This window comes from Mycobacterium sp. IDUB_28, assembly GCF_055419285.1.
Window position 1 is genome coordinate 16,261 of record NZ_JBVAXK010000017.1, and the last position, 17,592, is coordinate 33,852.

Annotated in this window: 16 protein-coding genes and 1 pseudogene; 11 read left to right on the plus strand and 6 right to left on the minus strand. The window is 67.0% G+C overall.

Features of this window, described 5'->3' with window-relative positions:
- Window positions 1–54: 54 nt before the first annotated feature.
- A complete protein-coding gene (locus ACZYZ9_RS24605) occupies window positions 55–1,713 on the minus strand; it encodes an acyl-CoA synthetase (RefSeq protein WP_463828790.1) in 1,659 nt (552 codons plus the stop codon).
- Between the two features lie 106 nt (window positions 1,714–1,819).
- Here ACZYZ9_RS24605 and ACZYZ9_RS24610 point away from each other — a divergent pair, with 106 nt between their 5' ends.
- The 7 genes from ACZYZ9_RS24610 to ACZYZ9_RS24640 all read left to right on the plus strand — a co-directional run bounded on the left by ACZYZ9_RS24610 (window position 1,820) and on the right by ACZYZ9_RS24640 (window position 9,838).
- Window positions 1,820–2,602, plus strand: coding sequence for a hypothetical protein (locus ACZYZ9_RS24610; protein ID WP_463828791.1), 783 nt, complete (start codon window positions 1,820–1,822; stop codon window positions 2,600–2,602).
- A gap of 53 nt (window positions 2,603–2,655) precedes the next feature.
- A complete protein-coding gene (locus ACZYZ9_RS24615; protein ID WP_463828792.1) occupies window positions 2,656–4,239 on the plus strand; it encodes an esterase-like activity of phytase family protein in 1,584 nt (527 codons plus the stop codon).
- A 488-nt stretch (window positions 4,240–4,727) separates the two neighbouring features.
- Window positions 4,728–5,837 (plus strand): YncE family protein, encoded by a 1,110-nt coding sequence (locus ACZYZ9_RS24620; protein WP_463828817.1) that lies wholly within the window; start codon window positions 4,728–4,730, stop codon window positions 5,835–5,837.
- A gap of 96 nt (window positions 5,838–5,933) precedes the next feature.
- Window positions 5,934–7,565 carry a long-chain fatty acid--CoA ligase gene (locus tag ACZYZ9_RS24625; RefSeq protein WP_463828793.1) on the plus strand — a complete coding sequence of 544 codons (1,632 nt, stop codon included), beginning with the start codon at window positions 5,934–5,936 and terminating at the stop codon, window positions 7,563–7,565.
- Window positions 7,566–7,601: 36 nt separating this feature from the next.
- Window positions 7,602–8,075 carry an SRPBCC family protein gene (locus ACZYZ9_RS24630; RefSeq protein ID WP_463828794.1) on the plus strand — a complete coding sequence of 158 codons (474 nt, stop codon included), beginning with the start codon at window positions 7,602–7,604 and terminating at the stop codon, window positions 8,073–8,075.
- An 8-nt stretch (window positions 8,076–8,083) separates the two neighbouring features.
- Complete coding sequence (locus ACZYZ9_RS24635) at window positions 8,084–8,965, plus strand: class II glutamine amidotransferase (protein ID WP_463828795.1); 882 nt, start codon at window positions 8,084–8,086, stop codon at window positions 8,963–8,965.
- Window positions 8,966–8,989: 24 nt separating this feature from the next.
- Window positions 8,990–9,838, plus strand: a complete 849-nt coding sequence (locus ACZYZ9_RS24640; protein ID WP_463828796.1) for a patatin-like phospholipase family protein — start codon at window positions 8,990–8,992, stop codon at window positions 9,836–9,838.
- A 10-nt stretch (window positions 9,839–9,848) separates the two neighbouring features.
- Here the strand turns inward: ACZYZ9_RS24640 and ACZYZ9_RS24645 are convergent, their stop codons facing one another.
- Window positions 9,849–10,868, minus strand: coding sequence for a patatin family protein (locus ACZYZ9_RS24645; protein ID WP_463828797.1), 1,020 nt, complete (start codon window positions 10,866–10,868; stop codon window positions 9,849–9,851).
- 39 nt (window positions 10,869–10,907) lie between these two features.
- Entirely contained in the window at window positions 10,908–11,300 is a 393-nt protein-coding gene (lpqV, locus tag ACZYZ9_RS24650; protein WP_463828798.1) for a lipoprotein LpqV, read from the minus strand.
- A gap of 167 nt (window positions 11,301–11,467) precedes the next feature.
- On the opposite strand from lpqV, the gene ACZYZ9_RS24655 reads away from it, so the two are divergent.
- Window positions 11,468–12,055 carry a cysteine dioxygenase gene (locus ACZYZ9_RS24655; RefSeq protein WP_463828799.1) on the plus strand — a complete coding sequence of 196 codons (588 nt, stop codon included), beginning with the start codon at window positions 11,468–11,470 and terminating at the stop codon, window positions 12,053–12,055.
- Window positions 12,052–12,444, plus strand: a complete 393-nt coding sequence (locus ACZYZ9_RS24660) for a rhodanese-like domain-containing protein (protein WP_463828800.1) — start codon at window positions 12,052–12,054, stop codon at window positions 12,442–12,444. The genes ACZYZ9_RS24655 and ACZYZ9_RS24660 overlap by 4 nt, the downstream gene beginning before the upstream one ends.
- Here the strand turns inward: ACZYZ9_RS24660 and ACZYZ9_RS24665 are convergent.
- The 3 genes from ACZYZ9_RS24665 to ACZYZ9_RS24675 are packed head-to-tail and all read right to left on the minus strand — an operon-like array spanning window position 12,441 to window position 16,021.
- A complete protein-coding gene (locus tag ACZYZ9_RS24665; RefSeq protein ID WP_463828801.1) occupies window positions 12,441–14,201 on the minus strand; it encodes an alpha/beta hydrolase in 1,761 nt (586 codons plus the stop codon). The two genes, ACZYZ9_RS24660 and ACZYZ9_RS24665, sit on opposite strands and share 4 nt — an antisense overlap.
- The gene (locus ACZYZ9_RS24670; RefSeq protein WP_463828802.1) at window positions 14,198–14,971 is read right to left on the minus strand and encodes an enoyl-CoA hydratase; all 774 of its coding nucleotides are present in this window, start codon (window positions 14,969–14,971) and stop codon (window positions 14,198–14,200) included. Before ACZYZ9_RS24670 ends, ACZYZ9_RS24665 begins: the two co-directional genes overlap by 4 nt.
- A 12-nt stretch (window positions 14,972–14,983) precedes the next feature.
- Window positions 14,984–16,021 carry an enoyl-CoA hydratase/isomerase family protein gene (locus tag ACZYZ9_RS24675; RefSeq protein WP_463828818.1) on the minus strand — a complete coding sequence of 346 codons (1,038 nt, stop codon included), beginning with the start codon at window positions 16,019–16,021 and terminating at the stop codon, window positions 14,984–14,986.
- Window positions 16,022–16,265: 244 nt separating this feature from the next.
- Here ACZYZ9_RS24675 and ACZYZ9_RS24680 point away from each other — a divergent pair, with 244 nt between their 5' ends.
- On the plus strand, window positions 16,266–17,108 hold the full coding sequence (locus ACZYZ9_RS24680; RefSeq protein ID WP_463828803.1) for a Bax inhibitor-1/YccA family protein: 843 nt from the start codon (window positions 16,266–16,268) through the stop codon (window positions 17,106–17,108).
- 239 nt (window positions 17,109–17,347) lie between these two features.
- A pseudogene (locus ACZYZ9_RS24685) lies at window positions 17,348–17,545 on the plus strand (hypothetical protein); the annotation flags it as partial.
- Between the last annotated feature and the right edge of the window lie 47 nt (window positions 17,546–17,592).

Genomic DNA, 17,592 nt, shown 5'->3' on the forward strand with positions numbered 1-17,592 from the left:
GAGTCAGCTACGCTAACCGATCCAACGCGCCGGGGACAGACGATTTGTCGTGTGTCAGCTCGACGGTTCGATGTCCATCTCGGCCAGGACCCGACGTAGCAGCTTGCCGGTGGCATTGCGCGGTAGTTCGGTGACAAACACCACATCGCGCGGCACCTTGTGGCGCGCCAAATTGTCCTTCACGTACTGCTTGATCTCGGCGGCATCCTGGGCGGCACCGGGTTCGGAAACGATGTAGGCGCGCAACCGCTTTCCGAACTCCACGTCGTCGACACCGACTACCGCCACTTCGTCGACATCCGGGCGCTCCTCGAGCAGGTTCTCCACTTCCTGCGGGAAGACGTTCTCCCCGCCGGAGACGATCATGTCGTCGTCGCGGCCGTCGACGAACAGCAGGCCGTTCTCATCGAAGTGACCCATGTCACCGCTGGACATGAAGCCGTCCAGGATCTGCTTGTTGCGACCGTCGGTGTAGCCGGAGAACGGCGCCCCGTTACGGACGAAAATCCGGCCGCGACGGTTCGCGCCTTCGAGACGTCGGTCGTGCTCGTCGTACAGGACCACCTCGCAGGTCAGCGGGGCCCGGCCGGCGGTGCCGGGCGCCTGGCGCAGTTCGGCGGGGGTGGCGACGCTCGCAATCGCGCACTCGGTCGACCCGTACATGTTGTAGAGGACGTCACCGAAGGTGTCCTGCACCCGGTTGGACAGTTCCGGACTCAGCGCCGATCCGGCAATCAGGATCACCTTCAACGACGAGGTGTCGTACTTGGCGATGACGTCGGGTGCGAGTTCGACGATCCGGTGCAGCATGGTCGGCACCGCCACCAGCATGTCGGCGCGGTGCTCGGCGATCAGTTTCAAGGTGGCTTCCGGCTTGAACCGCCGGGCGGTCACCACCTTGTTGCCCAGGGCGGCGCCCACGGTGTACGTGGCCCACCCGGTGCTGTGGAAGATCGGCGAGACGATCACCATGGTTCCCTTGCGGGGGAACGGGATCCGGTCGACGATCTGCGCGGTCGCCAGCGGCGACACGGTGTCGCGCGGCGCGCCCTTGGGGAGCCCGGTGGTGCCGCTGGTCAGGATGACCGACCCACCGGCTTTGCTCGGCGGAGGTAGCGGCTCGGTGGAGTTGGCCGCGACGATGTCGTCCAGCGTGTGCGCCCCCGCGGGCACTTCCGCGTCGTCGTCGACCCAGACCAGCACCCGCGGCAGGTCGGCGGGCAGCGCGTCGAGCAGGCCGAGGAACTCGCTGTCGTGCAGCACCACCTTGACGTTCTCACGCTTGCAGACCTCGGCGAACTGCGGTTTGGCGAACCCGGTGTTCATCAGCACGAGGCGGGCGCCGAGCTTGCCGCAGGCGGCCATCGCGATGACCAGTCCCCGATGGTCGCGGCACAGCAGCCCGACGACAGAGCCCGCGTTGACGCCGAAGGATTGCAGGCCGTGCGCCAGCGCCCAGGACTGGTCGTCGACCTGCCGGTAGGTCAGAGTGCCGCGCTCGTCGACGATCGCGGGCAACGCCGCATACCTGCGGCCGCCCAGGATCGTCATCGTGGCCTGCGGTCCGTAGACGCGGGTGAGCTTGCCGGCCTGCACCGTCGAATTGAGGTCCCGCAGGTCGATGATGCCGGTGTCGGCGAGGCGCTTGACCGCGCGTCCCGCTTCGGTGATGTGCTGCAGCTTCTGCTGAATGCCGTTCAATGCACTGGCCATCGGGGCTCCTCGACGTCGAGTTTGCGTGGTCACGGTAGCAGTCGTCGTCGCGTGCAGTGCCGCCCCCGCCGCCACGGCATCCGGCCCAGCCATACACTGACCCCTCGTGGGCATGCTTTATGGCTTTGCGCCGTGGATCGTCTACTGGATCCTGGTCGGTAACGTCCCATTCATCACCGCCGTGTCGGTCGCGCTGCTGATGGCGGTCGCGGTGTTCGCGGTCGGGCGGGCCTCCGGCAAATCCGGGCAGACGCTCGAAATCGGTGCTGTCACAATCTTTGTGGCGCTCACGGTGTTGACCCTGGCGGTCAGCGACGCGTTCATGACGCGCTGGATCCAGCCGCTGAGCAACGTCGGGATCTTCCTGGTGGCGCTGACCGGTGTGCTGATCGGGAAACCGTTCGTGCGCGAGTTCGCCGCCGCCGAGCAGCCCCCCGACGTCGTCAACACCGAGCTGTTCCGGCGCATCACCGGCATCCTGACCTGGGTCTGGGTCGCTGCCTTCGCCGGCATGACGGTGTCATCGGCGATCCCGCCGATCGTGGAGGGTGACGCGACGATCCTGGACACCAGGACCCCGCTGTCGTTCGTCTTCTACTGGGTGATCCCGTTCTCGCTGCTGGGGTTGGCCGCCTTGATCTCGCGCTTCCTGCCGGAACGGATGCTCGCCGGGATCGACGACGTCGCCCGGGAGACGTCGTTCGTGGCGTATGACGAAGCCACCATCGACGAGCTCTACTTCCTGGCCCAGGAGCACGCCAACCGGGAGGTGGGTCCGGGTAAGGAGGCCTACGCCGTCAAGGTCGGCGGCATGGGCACCCCGCTGACCGGCGACGAATCCCGAAAGTCGTGGCCCTCGACCTACAAGGTGCGGGACAAGAGGGGCTAGCGACGCCGGCCTGCGTACACCGCGGCGTCAACTTGGCTTGCTATGCACAGCGAATGGCAGACAGCGTGAGAACGTCGATCGTGCTCGCGACGGTGCTGGCCACCGTCGTGGCCTGTTCCTCGCATGGGTCACCGTCGACCGCAAAATCCGAATTCCGCACGGCCGCGGGACAGCCGCTGACCATCGCACCGGGCCGCATGCTGGCGGCTACCGGCGGCGCCACGCCCGTCGCGTTCGGTAAACCCGCCCACGGCAAGATCAGCTACGGCGACAACGGGAGCATGGTGTACGCGCCGGATCGCGGCTTCACCGGGACCGACCACCTCGATGTCACCGTCAGCCGCGCGGTGCAGGTCTACGCCGAAGATCAACTGCCGCTGGCCACGATGGGCGGCGTGACGATCAAGGCCAGTGCGCACGGGTCCAGCATCGCCGCGGTGCCGGGCAGCGCCGACGAGATCTACGGACTCACCGACCGCGGACCCAACGTCGACGGGCGTGGCCCCGGCGAGAAGGTGTTGCCGCTGCCCGACTATCACCCCCAGATCGTCAGGCTCAAGCTTTCCGCCGGCGTCGCGACGGTCCAGCGGACCATCCCGCTGCAGGCCTCGGACGGTGTCCCGCTGGTGGGGCTGATCGACCCGCACGCGAGCACCGGCGAGTCGCTGGTGGACCTCGACGGAGTGCCACTGCCGCCGTCGGACTACGGCGTGGATCCCGAAGGGTTGGCCGTCACCCGCGACGGCACCTTCTGGGTGTCCGAGGAATACGGCCCCTACATCATTCATTTCGACGCCAACGGCAAAGAGCTGGAACGTCTTTCGCCGTTCGACGACACCCTGCCGCGGGAGCTGTCCCTGCGCACGCCGAATCAGGGGCTCGAGGGGCTCACCCTCACCCCGGACGGCAACACGTTGGTGGGGGTCATGCAGTCGGCGATCCAGACACCGGGGCTGTCGGGTTCGGCCAGGGACGTCCCGGTGACCCGCATCGTGACGGTCAACCTCGTCGACCGCAGCATCGTGCACGAGTATCTGTATCCGCTGGCCAATCCGCGGGAGTCGAAGGTCGGGGTGTCGGAGATCACCGCGCTGAGCGCCACCACCTTCCTGATCGACGAAGGTGACTCCAAACCCGCCCCGAAAGCCAGCAAGAAGATCTATTTCGTCGACGTGGCCACCGCCACCGACGTCGGGCCCCGCGCCACGGTGCCCGGCGCCGCGTACCAGGCCGACGCGGGCGGCTTGTTGATCGACCGGGTGCCGATCGAGACCCTGATCGGTGCCGGCACCGACACCGACGCCGTCGCCAAACTCAAGTCCGTCGGAATCGCCGTTGCCACAAAGACTCTCAAGCTCGATCTCGGTGCGCTGGTGCGCTCGCTGTCCGGTGACGGTGACTTCTTCGGTCACAGCAAGGTCGAAGGCCTGTTCACCCGCGACGGGGGGAACACGTTGGTCATCGCCAACGACAGCGACTTCGGGTTGGCCGGCATCGCCTCGGACGCTCCGCCGTTTCGGCTCAAACCCAAGGTGTTGCCCAACGGCACCCAGGACAGCGGCGAATTCCTGATCGTCGACACCACCAAGCCGACGGCCACGACGGAGACGGTGCAGGTCTCGTTCCGAGTCGGTTGAACCGCCGCAGGCCTCTGGCGCCGTGGCAAGCCGGCACCGAAGCGGAACCACCCGACGCAGTCGGGTGCGCCCGGGCGGGCGACAACACGGCCACCGGCGCTGTGATATGCGCCTCTTTTTGCTGACGCTTAAATAAGAATATTCTTATTTAACGGTTACCACACATAATGGTAAAAACTTAGCCGCTGCGCGTAAAACCGTGCGTGAACACGGCAAAACGATTTGCTGAGCAGCGAATTTCCGAGTCGGCGAATTTGCGAACCTGAGGGCAAGCTGAGTGCGCGACGTGACGTGGGTAACACCAATAGTTTTACATTCTATTTACCCGGAATTATGCGACTAAAATTGTCGGTTAAACGCACGGAATGGTTGTGGTGCGTGTGAGCCGGTTACCAATGTCGTGCAACGTCGCGCGGGGTACATCCGGGAGATCCGACGATCGACATTGAAGGCGGTGCCAGGTGAGCCTCGTGATTTTCGACAGCAAGATGAACGGCCCCGATCTACGGGATGTGGAGACCGCTCCCGAGCCAGTGGCTGTCCAGATTCCGGTCAGCGACGGACCCATCAGCGACATCGCCGTCAGCCCCGACGGCAGCCGGCTGCTGGTCACCAACCACGGCGGCGACAGTGTCTCGGTCATCGACACCGCCGCCTACCGGGTGGTTCAGACCATCGCCGGTCTTGAGGAACCTTTCGTCATCGCCACCGATGCGACCGACCGGGCCTACCTGAGCACGGTGTCGAATGCTTACGACGCGATCCAGGTCCTCGACACGACCACCGGCGCCGTCATCGAGACACACCCCGTTGCGCTCAGCGTCAGCGACCTCGCGGTCAGCGCAGACGGCAAGCACGTGTACATCGGCCGCAACGGCGTCCGCAACGCCGATATCGCCGTGCTGGACACCGCGACCGGCGGCATCCAGGTGGTCGACATCGCCACCGACCCCGGCACCACCACCGACTGCGTCCGGCTCAGTCCCGACGGCACCCGCTTGTATGTCGGGGTCAACGGACCGGCCGGGGGGCAGTTGGTGGTCGTGGACACCGGCGTGCCGGAAGAAACCGGACGCCGTTCGCGCTGGCGTCGCAGGAACGCCCACCCGCACGCGCCGGCCGTGATCGCGACGATCGGCACCGGCCTGCCCGTGCGCGACGTCGCGATCAGTCCCAATGGGTCACTGGCATACGTCGCCAGCACCGGCCCGGACTTCGCGGTGATCGACGTCGTCGACACCCGCACCACCAAGATCACCGGCACCCGCAAGATCACCGAGGTCACCGGCATCCTGACCCGGCTCACCCTCAGTGGCGACGGCGACCGGGCCTACCTGGTCAGCGATGACAGCGTCACGATCCTCTGCACCCTCACCCAAGACGTCATCGACTCGGTAAACGTCGCGGCCGAGCCGTCCTGCGTGGCCGAAAGCCGGGACGGGCGCTACCTCTACATCGCCGACTACTCCGGTGTGGTCCTGGTGACGCCGCTGGCGGCGAGCCTGCACTCCGACGTCGAGCCGGCGGCCCTGGAAAGCAAGCGGTCGGTGGATCTGTTCGTCCCCGACGTGCTGCAGTACGACCCGGCGCTGGTGTAGCCCCGCCCGGGGCGGGCGTTCCTCGTCGCACGGTTCGGCGCTAGCATCGCGCAGGAGGCCATGATGCTCAGCCGCGACGCGTGAGGCGGTACATCGATGTACAGCACGATGCAGGACTTTCCGCTGACGATCACCGCGATCATGCGGCACGGCTGCGGTGTGCACGGACTGCGGGAGGTCGTCACCGCAACCGGTGACGGCTATCGCAGCACCACTTATCGCGAGGTAGGCCAGCAGGCTGCCCAGTTGGCAAATGCGTTGCGCCGCATCGGTATCACCGGTGACGAGCGGGTGGCCACCTTCATGTGGAACAACGCCGAACATCTGACGGCCTATCTCGCGGTGCCGTCGATGGGCGCGGTGCTGCACACGCTGAACATTCGACTGTTCGCCGAACAACTCAGCTACGTCGCCAACGAGGCCGAGGACCGCGTGGTGCTGGTTGATGTGTCTCTGATCAAGCAGCTCGCCCCGGTACTGGGCGATCTCGAGACCGTGCACACCGTGATCGCGGTCGGTGAGGGCGACATCGCGCCGCTGGAAGAATCCGGCAAGACGGTGCTGCGCTATCGCGACGTGATCGACGGCGAATCAGCCGAATTCGACTGGCCGCGACTCGACGAAAACTCCGCGGCCGCCATGTGCTACACCAGCGGCACCACTGGCCATCCCAAAGGTGTTGTGTACAGCCATCGTTCGAGCTTCCTGCACACGATGGCCGCATGTACCAGCAACGGGATCGGGGTGGGTGCCAGCGACCGGCTGCTGCCCATCGTGCCGATGTTCCACGCCAACGCCTGGGGCCTGCCGTACGCGGCGCTGGCTGCCGGCGCCGATCTGCTGCTGCCCGACCGGCACCTGGACGCGCCGTCGTTGATTCATCTCGTGGAGACCCTGCGACCCACCCTGGCCGGGGCGGTGCCGACGATCTGGAATGACGTCATGCATTACCTGGAACGCGAACCCGACCATGACGTGTCCTCGCTGCGGCGGGTGGCGTGCGGTGGATCGGCGGTGCCGGAGTCGTTGATGCGCACCTTCGAGGACAAACACAACGTGCAGATCCGCCAATTGTGGGGCATGACCGAGACCTCGCCGTTGGCGTCCATGGCCTGGCCGCCGCCCAAGACCCCCGACGATCAGCACTGGGCCTTCCGCGTGACCCAGGGTCAACCGGTCTGCGGCGTGGAGACCCGCATCGTCGACGATGAAGGCAACGCGCTGCCGCACGATGGTGAAGCGGTGGGAGAGTTGGAAGTTCGCGGTCCGTGGATCACCGGCTCGTACTACCGGGGGCAGGACGAGTCCAAGTTCGATTCTGGTTGGCTGCGTACCGGCGACGTCGGGCGCATCGACGAACAGGGCTTCATCACGTTGACCGACCGAGCCAAGGACGTCATCAAATCCGGTGGCGAGTGGATCTCCTCGGTCGACTTGGAGAACTGCCTCATTGCGCATCCCGATGTGGTGGAGGCCGCCGTCGTCGGAGTGCCCGATGAGCGTTGGCAGGAACGGCCGCTGGCCGTCGTCGTCGCCCGGGACGGGGCCGACGTCAGTGCCGACGGGCTGCGAAAGTATCTGGCGGACAAGGTCGTTCGCTGGTGGTTGCCGGAACGGTGGACGTTCGTCGAGGAGGTTCCGCGCACCAGCGTGGGCAAGTACGACAAAAAGACCATCCGGTCGCGCTACGCCGACGGCGAGTATGACGTCACCGAAGTGCACAGCTAGGACTCCGCGAGCGCTCGCCGTCGGGAAGAGAGAGATATGGCCAGGTCCGTGACCGTCGAACAGTCGCGCGCAATACCCGTCTCCGTCGAGGATGCGTTCGCGCAGACGATGCCGATATCGCTGCCGAAGACGATGTCGCAGTGGTACGGCGTGATCCCGCCGATCAGGGAAGTGCGGGATCAAACGGGCGCCTGGGACGCGCCCGGCCAGACCCGCACCATTCTGATGGTGGGCGGCGGTCGGGTACGCGAGCAGCTGACCGCGGTGGACCCGCCGCACTCGTTCGCCTACACGCTCTCCCAGCTCACCGGCCCGCTCTCGGCGCTGGTCAGCTCGATCGACGGTAAGTGGTCGTTCACGCCGGCGGGCACCGGGACGCGGGTGAGCTGGCAGTGGACGCTGCACCCCAAGTCTGCGACGGCGGCGTCGCTGCTGCCGGTCTTCGCCAAGATGTGGAAGGGCTACGCGCGGGTGGTGCTGGAGAAGCTGTCCGCTGAGCTGGTGGGCTGAGTCCCGCCATGTGTCGACTTTTCGGGTTGCACGCCGGGACGGAAGTTGTCACCGCCACGTTCTGGTTGCTCGACGCGCCCGACAGCCTCGCTGCGCAGAGCCGCAAGAACCCGGACGGCACCGGCCTCGGGCTGTTCGACGAGCGCGGCCGGCCGCACCTGCACAAGGAGCCGATCGCGGCCTGGCAGGACGCGACGTTCGCCACCGAGGCGCATGAGCTGACCGGCACCGCGTTCATCGCGCATGTCCGGTACGCGACGACGGGGTCCCTCGACGTGCGCAATACCCACCCGTTCCTGCAGGACGGCAGGATTTTCGCGCACAACGGCATGATCGAAGGTCTGGACATCCTCGACGACCGGCTGCGCGAACTCGGCACCTATGACCTGGTGCTGGGCCAGACCGATTCCGAGCGGGTGTTCGCCTTGATCACCGCTGCCATCCGGGCCCGAAAAGGGGACGTGACAACGGGTTTGGTCGATGCGGTGAGCTGGTTGGCCGCCAACGTGCCGATCTATGCCGTCAACATCCTGCTGTGCATGGGCACCCAGATGTGGGCACTGCGGTACCCGCAGACGCATCAGTTGTTCATGCTGGATCGTCGTCGCGACGGTGAACCCGACTTCGACATGTCCACCAGCAGGATCCACGCCCGATCCGAGACGCTGACCGACAGCTCGGCGGTGGTGTTCGCGACCGAACCGATGGACGACGATCCCCGCTGGCGGCTGCTCGACCCGGGCGAACTCGTCTACGTCGACGCCGACCTGCAGATCAGCCGCTCGGTGGTGCTGCCCGACCCGCCCAAGAACCTGGTGCGCCGAGACGATCTGAGTCAGCCGGTCTTCCGTGCCCAGCACGCCCTGCCGGGCACGCGGCACCTCCCATAGCGGCGACTGGCAGAGTAGTCAGCTATGCGTGCACTTGTCCTGGCTGGTGGTGGAGTAGCGGGAATCGCTTGGGAGACAGGCATTCTGCGTGGGATTGCCGACGAGTCGCCGGATGCGGCGCGGCTGCTGCTGGAATCCGACGTGCTGGTCGGCACCTCCGCCGGCTCGACGGTGGCCGCGCAGCTCAGCAGTGGTTGCACCCTGGACACGTTGTTCGAACGGCAGACGGGTGAGGCGTCGGCCGAGATCGACCCCGGCGTCGACATCGAATCCATCACCGAACTGTTCCTGGACGCCCTGCGCGAGCCGGGCATTCCGAAGCGGGAACGCCTGCAGCGGATCGGTTCGGTGGCGCTGGGCACCCACACCGTGCCCGAGGACGTGCGACGCGGCGTCATCGCCCAGCGCCTGCCGTCGCACGAGTGGCCGGACCGCGCGCTGCGGATCACCGCAATCGACACCGCCACCGGGGAATTGGTGGTCTTCGACCGCGCGTCCGGTGTCGGCCTGGTCGATGCGGTGGCATCCAGCTGCGCGGTGCCGGGGGCGTGGCCGCCGGTGACCATCGGTGGGCGACGCTACATGGACGGCGGGGTGAACAGCTCGGTCAACGTCGATGTCGCGGCCGACTGCGACGAGGTGGTGGTGCTGGTGCCCGCCGCCGCGGATGCCCCGTCGCCGTTCGGTGCCGGGCCGGCCGCCGAGATCGCGGCGTTCGCAGGCACGACGTTCAGTGTGTTCGCCGACGAGGAATCCCTGGCGGCGTTCGGGGCCAACCCGCTGGATCCGCGCTGCCGGGTCGGGTCGGCGACGGCGGGCCGGGCGCAGGGGCGCCGCGAGGCGCGGGCGGTCGCGCGCTTCCTGAGTCGTTGAGCAGGGGCCCCTACTCGTCGTCGCCGCCGTCCTCGAAGTCGTCCAGTGCCCGGTCGGCCAGCGCGCGTCCCGCGTCGATCACCTCCACGGCCCGGTGGAATTCCAGACTGCGGCAGGTGCTGCGCGGCACCTCGATCAGCACGTCCGGCGGATAGGTCGCCAGAATGTGCCGGGCCAGTGCGGACTGCGCGATGTCTATCGTCCGATTCATCACGTCGAAGCCGCCGAGCTTGGGCAGCTCGGGCAGCTCCCCGTCGTCTTCGGCGCCGGAGTCCGACCCCGACTCCTGCTCCTGCTCCGGCACGGTCGCGCCGAAGCGTCCGAGGACCGCGCGGGCCGTGGGCCGGTCCAGCAGGGCCTTGGCGGCACTGATGTCGAACAACGCGGTGGTACTGCGCACCATGCGGTTCATCCATTCGGTCGTCATCCCCGGTTCCGCGTCGCGGGTGGCGCCCGGCTCACTTCCGTTGAGGCTGACCGCGATCGTCAGGTCGGCGTTGATCGCTGCGATCGGTGCCATCGGCAGCGGGTCGAGGATGCCGCCGTCGGCGAGCAGGCGGCCGTCGAGCTCGTGCGGTGCGATCACCCCCGGAATGGCGATCGACGCGCGGATGGCTTCGTCGACGGGACCGCGCTGAAACCACACCGACTTACCGGTCAGCAGATCGGTGGCCACCGCGGTGAAGGGGACGTCCAGTTCCTCGATGGTGACCGGGCCGAGGATGTCGCGTACCGCATCCAGAATCTTCTCGGCCCGCAACACCCCCGCCGCCGTCAACGACGGGTCGAGCAGCCGCAGAATGGTGCGCTGGGTCAGCGACTTGGCCCAGTCGGCGAGTTCGTCGAGCCGCCCGGCGGCCTGCACGCCGCCGACCAGGGCGCCCATCGAGGAACCGGCGATCCCGGCGATCTCATAGTCACGTTCCTGCAGCGCCTGGATCACTCCGATGTGGGCGTAGCCGCGGGCGCCGCCGCTGCCCAGTGCCAACGCGACGCGGGCACGCGGGCGAGCAGCTGAGGGACCGGCCATAGTTTTTTGCACCCCTGATCGCAATTGGTAAGGCTGCCGTCAGCCGCACTCGCCGCGGGCGGCCGCCTGCGCCGCGACGATCACCGCGGCCTGGCGAGCAGGGCCCAACTCGCTCCACTGCTTGTTGAAGCTGCCGGCAACCCCGGCCGCAGCCGTCTGAACCATCTGCAGATACGGCTCGACGGCCGCCTCACCGGTGGTCGACCGCTCATCCATCCACACCTTCGCGGCATGGCAGGCCTGGAAATACTCTTCCTCAGTCGATTCGGCGGGAGCGTCCACGCGGGTCGTCACACCGGCCGGGGAGACGCCGATCGCACCGGGTGCCAGCGAACCCGTCGCCGCCGACGACTGCGCCGACGTGGAAGCGGGGTGGCCGCCGTGGTCACCGGACGAGCAGCCGGCCAGCACCGGCAGAATTGCCGCAATCATGACCGTTCGGCAGGTCGCGTCCGGCCGGGGCAGCTGAGATCGGGATCGGCGCACGCCACCCAATCTATGCAACACTTTCCCTGTGTTGGAGCGGTTCGGTTTTTGCGAGTGTTGTCGGCCCTGACGCCGCCGCTTGCCCTGACCGTTTCGACTCCGGAGTTCTTCTCATGGCTCACCCTGTTCTGCAGCCCCTGTCCCGGCCCTATCCGACGCTGACTGCCCCCTACCCGGGGCCCACCCGGTTGCGCGTGCCCGATCTGTTGCACGCCACCGATCAGGCCGCCGACGACGTGCTGAGCGGACGCTGCGACCACCTGCTGCCCGACGGCGGGGTGCCCGAGCAGCAGCGCTGGTTCGCCCGCATCCACGGTGACGAGGAACTCGACATCTGGTTGATCAGCTGGGTTCCCGGGCACGCCACCGAACTGCACGACCACGGCGGTTCGCTCGGTGCGCTGACGGTGCTCTCCGGTGCGCTCAGCGAGTTCCGTTGGGACGGAAGGAAATTGCGTCGCCGTCGGCTCGAGGCCGGCGACCAGGCGGGATTTCCGCTGGGCTGGGTGCACGACGTGGTGTGGGCGCCCAGGTCGGTGGAGGGACCGGTCGACATCGGCACCGGTGCGTCGGCTCCGACCCTGAGCGTGCACGCCTACTCGCCGCCGCTGACGGCGATGTCCTACTACGAGGTGACCGAGCGAAACACGCTGCGCCGCAATCGAACCGAGTTGACCGACCAGCCGGAAGGCCCGGGATGAGCCGGATCGACGCCGTGCTGGACGCGGCCCGGGACCGATACCGCCGGTTGCCTGCCGAACACGTGCCCGCGGCGGTTCGCGGCGGCGCGTTGCTCGTCGACATCCGGCCGCAGGCTCAGCGTGCCCGGGAAGGCGAGGTGCCCGGTGCGCTGGTGATCGAACGCAATGTGCTGGAGTGGCGCCTGGACCCGACCAGCGACGCCCGGCTCCCCGCAGCCGTCGACGACGACGTGCAGTGGGTGATCCTGTGTTCGGAGGGCTACACCTCGAGCCTGGCCGCGGCCGCGCTGCTGGACCTGGGCCTGCACCGCGCGACCGACGTGATCGGCGGCTATCACGCGCTGAGCGCCGCCGGCGTGCTGGGCGACCTGGAACCGGTCAGCCGCTAACCGGTGGCGTCCTGATCGTCGCCCGAGCCCAGCGGCATCGCGTTGGCGTTCAGCATCGGCCGTAGCCGTTCGGTCTTTTCCGGCGTCCACCCCGGCGGCGACAGCACCGCGGCCCAGCCGTCGGCGCAGTTGGCCACGTAACGGTGGCCGTGGCCGTCGGGAACGTCGACCGCAACCGCCATGTCCGCCGACACCTGCAGGAACGTCACCAGCGGGATCCACCGCGTCTCGGGTAACACGTCGTAGCCACGCTTCTCGCGCAACCAGTCCGGTTTGTTGAACAGCAGGTCCGGTGTCCACCAGGCGATCGGGTCGGAGGCGTGCTGCAGATACACCACCCGGGGTCTGCTCCACTCCCGGCTGGGACGGTTCAAGTCCTCCGGGCGCGCGACGAAGCGGACGTTGTGACCGCCGTCGAAGATCGGCAACCACTCCGGCGAACCGCGGTCCCGCGTCGCGGTCAGCTGCGTCCAGATGGTGTTGTTGAACGTCGGCCCGCTGAACAGGGCGCCGTCGGTACGGGCCAGCACGTTGTTGAGGCTCATGAACGGCGCCTCGCCGCCGAACGAGCCCAGGCTCTCGCCGAAGACGACGAGCTTGGGACGCTTGAATTCCGGCATCTGCCGGATCAGCTTGTCGACGGCCTCGAACAACGCCTGCCCGGCGTGCCGGGCGTTCTCCTTGTCCACCAGAAACGACAGCCAGCTCGGCAGGAACGAGTACTGCATGCTGACGATCGCGGTGTTGCCGTTGTACATGTATTCCAGTGCCGAGGCCTCCGCCTCGTTGATCCACCCGGTGCCGGTGGTGGTGCCCACTGCGACGACGGCGCGCTGCAGGCCTCCGGTCCGCAGCAGCTCCTGGGCCGCCAGTTGGGCGGTCGCGTCGATGTCTGCCGCGGATTTCAGGCCGGCGTACGCCCGGATCGGCTGAAGCGCCGCAACGCCGTTGAATGCGGTCAGCTTCTTCACCGACGGTCCACCCCGGACGAAGATCCGGCCCTGATGGCCCAGTGACTCCCACGACACCAGCGACTCCGGACCGCCGGAGCGCAGCCTGGTCTTCGGCGGTGCACTGTCGGGGTCCATCTCGTTGTTGAGCGAGGCGAACGAGCCGTTCATGGACCGCATCGCGAACTTGAGCACCACGCCGTTGAGCACAGTGATCGTCAGCGCGGTGAGCGCGATCACCACGATGGCCGCCGAAACGCGGAACGGGGCGACCCGATCCACCTGTGCCACCAGGCGAGTGACGATCCAGCGGATGAACTTGCCGATTTCGACAAAGGTGAACAACACGACCATCGACAGCGCGCCGGTCAGCGGGTAGTCGTACCACTGCAGGTGCTCGACGCCCATCATGTCGCGCACGTCGTCCTGCCAGACATGGAATCGGATCGCCATCACCACCACGCCGATCGCGCCGACCACGATCAGCGGCGGCCACGCCCACGGCGGCGCGGGGGGAGTGGTGTTCTGCGAACGCATGTAGCGGACCAGCCACACGGTGAACACACCCAACCCGTATCCGGTTGCGCCCGAAGACCCGCTGACCACTCCCTGGAACAGCGGCCCGCGGGGCAGCAGCGACGGGGTCAGCGACAACCACACGAAAATCAGGCCCAGCATGGTCCCGGTGTAGGTGTAATTTCGCACCCACCAACGGCCGTGGACCAGGGGTGGGGCCAGATCCTTGTCGTCAGGGCGCGGCTCGTCGGCCGATTCCTCGTCGGTGGCCAGGGCCGCCGAACCGTTCATCGGTGGGTGAAGTCAGGCGGGCGCTTCTCCACGAAGGCAGCCATGCCTTCGGATTGGTCGTCGGTGGCAAAGGTCGAGTGAAACAGCCTGCGCTCGTAGAGAAGTCCCTCGGCCAGGGTGGACTCGAAGGCGCGGTTGACGGCTTCCTTGGCCATCCGGGTGGCCGACAGCGACAGCTGCGAGATGGTGGTCGCGACGGCTTTGGCTTCAGTCAGCAGGTCGTCGGCGGGAACCACCCGCGACACCAGTCCGCTGCGTTCGGCCTCGGCGGCATCGATGGTGCGTCCGGTCAAGATGAGGTCCATCGCCTTGGCTTTGCCGATCGCCCGGGTCAGCCGTTGCGAGCCGCCCATACCGGGGATCACGCCCAGCTTGATCTCCGGCTGACCGAATTTCGCGGTGTCGGCAGCGATCAGCAGATCGCACATCATCGCCAGCTCACAGCCGCCGCCGAGCGCGTAGCCGGCCACCGCCGCGATCGTCGGGGTGCGCACCGCGGCCAACTTGCCCCAGGTGACGAAGAAGTCGGCGCCGAACGCGTCGGCGAAGGACAGTCCGGCCATCTCCTTGATGTCGGCGCCCGCGGCGAACGCCTTGGCCGAACCGGTGATGATGATCGCCCCGATGCCGTCGTCGGAATCTAGTTCTGTTGCGGTATCAGTGACTTCGTGCATTACCTGGCTGTTCAGCGCATTGAGGGCCTTGGGCCGGTTCAGGGTGATGATGCCAACTCGTTCATCACGCTCGACCAGGATGGTTTCGTAGGACATGCGATTGCCTCCCTAGAACGTCAGATCGTCGTCCACTGGTGCGAAATATGCGTCGACGTCGGCTGCGGTGACTTCGTCCAGTTGCGCCGGGGACCACTTCGGGTTGCGGTCCTTATCGACCAGTTGGGCGCGGATGCCTTCGACGAAGTCGTGCGAGCGCAGCGACGCCGACGACACCCGATAATCCTGCACCAGAACATCTTCCAGCGTTTCCAGCTCGGCGGCACGGCGTACCGCCTCGAAGGTCACCGACAGTGCGATGGGGGAGCGGGTGGCGATCAGGTCCGCGGCGTCGTGGGCCGGCTCCGCGTCGTGTGCGCGCAACGCGGCGATGATGTCCGCGACGGTGTCGCCCGAGTAGCAGTCGTCGATCCATTCACGTTGCGCCGCAAGCTTACTCGGTGGCGGTTCGACGGCGTAGTGCGCGAGCGCGCCTTCGACGCCCTCAGTGGCGACCGCGGCGGTGAAAGCATCGAGTTCGCTGTGTGGCACGTAGTGGTCGGCGAACCCCAGCGCGATGGCGTCCGCACCGTCGAACGGTGCACCGGTCAGCGCGGCGTGCAGGCCGAGCTTGCCGGGCGCCCGCGACAACAGATAGGTCCCGCCGACGTCGGGGATGAAGCCGATCCCGACCTCGGGCATCGCGACCTTGGAGGTGTCGGTGGCCACCCGGGTGTTCGCGTGGGCGCTGACGCCGACCCCGCCGCCCATCACGATGCCGTCCATCACCGCGACGTAGGGCTTGTCGTAGCGGCCGATCTTTCCGTTGAGCAGATACTCGTCGCGCCAGAACCGCCGCGCCTCGGCGCCGTCGCTGCGGGCCGAGTGATACAGCGCCACCACGTCACCGCCGGCGCACAACCCGCGCTCGCCGGCGCCGGTGAGCACCACCGCACGCACCGCGTCGTCGCGCTCCCACCGGGTCAGGACCGTGCTCAGCAGGTCGATCATCGTCTGGCTGAGCGAGTTGATCGCCTTCGGGCGGTTCAGTGTGACGTAGCCGACGTTGTGGTCCACGCGGGTCAGGACCTCGTCGGATTCCCCAGTCACGGCGCCAGTCACGCGCACGTCTCCCCTCGTCGTGAAGCACCCCTGGCCGCTGTGACCATGAGTTTGACCAGCAATCTAGATCGTTACTCGCTCGGCGGTGCCCGCGGGTCTAAGGTTTATGGTTATCCGGACCTTCATCCGGACCAGGTCGATAAGCAGCTCCGCGGGAACCCGCGCGGACCGCCAAACGTTGAGTAACTGTTTGCACAGCTCGAAACCACAGCATTTCAGAGAGGATCCGACGGTGCGGGAGACAAGCAACCCGGTATTCCGCTCGCTGCCGAAGCAGCAGGGCGGATACGCGCAGTTCGGCCCCGGCGTCGCGCCGGGCTACCAGGGCGACCCATACGCCCCCTACCAGCCGTCCCAGCCTTACCAGCCGCAGGCGGGGACTTCTCGTCCGGTGACCATCGACGATGTCGTCACCAAGACCGGCCTGACGCTGGCCACGCTGTCGGCGACCGCGGTCGTCTCCTACTTCCTGGTCGCGGCGAACAACAGCCTGGCGATGCCGCTGGCCATGGTCGGCGGGATCGGTGGTCTGGTAATGGTGCTGATTGCGACGTTCGGTCGCAAGCAGGACAACCCGGCGATCGTGCTGAGCTACGCCGTCCTCGAGGGTTTGTTCCTGGGCGCCATCTCGTTCCTGCTGGCGCACTTCACTGTGGGCTCGGCCAACGCGGGTTCGCTCATCGGCCAGGCCATCCTGGGGACTCTCGGCGTGTTCTTCGGAATGTTGGTCGTCTACAAGACCGGTGCTATTCGGGTCACGCCGAAGTTCGTTCGGATGATGACCGCTGCGATCTTCGGTGTGTTCTTCCTGATGCTGGGCAACCTCGTGCTGAGTTTCTTCACCCACTCGGCGGGCCCGCTGCGGGGTGGCGGCACCATCGCGATCATCTTCTCGCTGGTCTGCATCGGCATCGCGGCCTTCAGCTTCTTGATCGACTTCGACGCCGCCGACCAGATGATTCGCGCAGGGGCGCCGGAGAAGGCCGCGTGGGGCATCGCGCTCGGCCTGACCGTGACCCTGGTCTGGCTGTACATCGAGATCCTGCGACTGCTGAGCTATCTGCAGAACGATTGATCCCTGGACGGGCAAAGCCGGCACGCCATGGCGTGCCGGCTTTCTCTTTTGTGTGCGCCCTCTTTCGTGTGGCGCCGCGCGGGTGGCGCCGCGGGTGTGCGGCGTTGACGCTGCGCTGGCGGCGCGGTGGGTGGCTTCCCCGGGCGTGACTCTGCGCTGGTGGCGGGGGGTTCTCGCAGTTTTGCGCCCTGGACGCAGAGTGAATTGCGGTGTCGGTGCCGGCTGCCACCATGCGGGGTATGTGGTACGCACAGCAGCCCTTTATCGGCAGCGAGGCACTCACCGACGGCCGACTCAGCCGGCACGAGCTGCGCACTTACTACCGCCCGATCATGCCGAATGTCTACCTGGACAAGCGTGTGGACCCGTCATTGCGCGACCGCACCGTCGCCGCGTGGTTGTGGTCGCACCGCGAAGGTGTTCTGTCCGGTGCCGCCGTTGACTTTGCGCTGAGGGCGCTGCGCTCTCGCACTCTGTCGCCCTG

What these genes read in the sequence shown, in the direction of transcription:
- ACZYZ9_RS24655 (WP_463828799.1), top strand. Translation starts at nt 11,468, where the DNA reads ATGGCTCACCCTGTTCTGCAGCCCCTGTCCCGGCCCTATCCGACGCTG.
- ACZYZ9_RS24620 (WP_463828817.1), top strand. Translation starts at nt 4,728, where the DNA reads ATGAACGGCCCCGATCTACGGGATGTGGAGACCGCTCCCGAGCCAGTG.
- ACZYZ9_RS24635 (WP_463828795.1), top strand. Translation starts at nt 8,084, where the DNA reads ATGTGTCGACTTTTCGGGTTGCACGCCGGGACGGAAGTTGTCACCGCC.
- lpqV (WP_463828798.1), bottom strand. Translation starts at nt 11,300, where the DNA reads ATGATTGCGGCAATTCTGCCGGTGCTGGCCGGCTGCTCGTCCGGTGAC.
- ACZYZ9_RS24615 (WP_463828792.1), top strand. Translation starts at nt 2,656, where the DNA reads ATGGCAGACAGCGTGAGAACGTCGATCGTGCTCGCGACGGTGCTGGCC.
- ACZYZ9_RS24605 (WP_463828790.1), bottom strand. Translation starts at nt 1,713, where the DNA reads ATGGCCAGTGCATTGAACGGCATTCAGCAGAAGCTGCAGCACATCACC.
- ACZYZ9_RS24645 (WP_463828797.1), bottom strand. Translation starts at nt 10,868, where the DNA reads ATGGCCGGTCCCTCAGCTGCTCGCCCGCGTGCCCGCGTCGCGTTGGCA.
- ACZYZ9_RS24670 (WP_463828802.1), bottom strand. Translation starts at nt 14,971, where the DNA reads ATGTCCTACGAAACCATCCTGGTCGAGCGTGATGAACGAGTTGGCATC.
- ACZYZ9_RS24640 (WP_463828796.1), top strand. Translation starts at nt 8,990, where the DNA reads ATGCGTGCACTTGTCCTGGCTGGTGGTGGAGTAGCGGGAATCGCTTGG.
- ACZYZ9_RS24660 (WP_463828800.1), top strand. Translation starts at nt 12,052, where the DNA reads ATGAGCCGGATCGACGCCGTGCTGGACGCGGCCCGGGACCGATACCGC.
- ACZYZ9_RS24630 (WP_463828794.1), top strand. Translation starts at nt 7,602, where the DNA reads ATGGCCAGGTCCGTGACCGTCGAACAGTCGCGCGCAATACCCGTCTCC.
- ACZYZ9_RS24625 (WP_463828793.1), top strand. Translation starts at nt 5,934, where the DNA reads ATGTACAGCACGATGCAGGACTTTCCGCTGACGATCACCGCGATCATG.
- ACZYZ9_RS24665 (WP_463828801.1), bottom strand. Translation starts at nt 14,201, where the DNA reads ATGAACGGTTCGGCGGCCCTGGCCACCGACGAGGAATCGGCCGACGAG.